The following is a 679-nucleotide window of genomic DNA, read 5'->3' on the forward strand; positions in this document are numbered from 1 at the left end:
CAGCAAAAAAAATGCCACCCGAAGGTGGCAAAGACAACCAGATTGAGACAATGCATGCGCCGATGCCGGAGAGCATCGGCGCATGCATTGTACGAACATTTCAAATACCTTTCGAATCGGATTAATCTGAGTCGAGATCGAACAGCGCCCGGTCGGCGCGACGCGACAGCGCCTCATCCATCATCTGCCGGAACGCGGCCTCACAGGAAGCGCACCGATGGTGGACGGCTGATCGACGACGAACAGCAGTCGACCGTGAGTCTTGAGTTCGGCGATGAGGGTTCGCAGCTTGACCTCGTCGTTGGGTAGCGCCTTGTTGTACAGGCGCTTGCCGTTCTGATCGAGCGCGACGGCATGATGCTGGCCTTTATCGACATCGACGCCGACGAAGACATCGACGGCATCACGTTGTTGTGTGTCTTGCATCGCAGTTTGTGCAGAGTGAACGGATTGGCATCCAACAACGGTGGCAAGTCTCGAGAATTCGTGCATGCTTGTTGGCCACCGCGATCAGAGCCTTGTAAAAACCAACGCGCGCCCGCAGCTGGACGATCCAGTGAGCTTCCCCCGGTTTTTCGCCTTCCAACGGTCCCTAGTTATGCGGCGGCGTCCTTGGTCTGCTGAGCTTTGATCCAGTCCCGAAGGAACCGCTCCGGAGAAACAAAGCCGAGCGATGAAT

Annotated in this window: 1 pseudogene; it reads right to left on the bottom strand. The window is 56.7% G+C overall.

Annotated elements, in window-relative coordinates:
- Positions 1-201: 201 nt before the first annotated feature.
- Positions 202-426 (bottom strand): annotated as a pseudogene (locus HWX39_RS35725) (transposase); the annotation flags it as partial.
- Between the last annotated feature and the right edge of the window lie 253 nt (positions 427-679).

The organism is Burkholderia sp. BCC0322, assembly GCF_902833045.1.
Classification (GTDB): domain Bacteria; phylum Pseudomonadota; class Gammaproteobacteria; order Burkholderiales; family Burkholderiaceae; genus Burkholderia.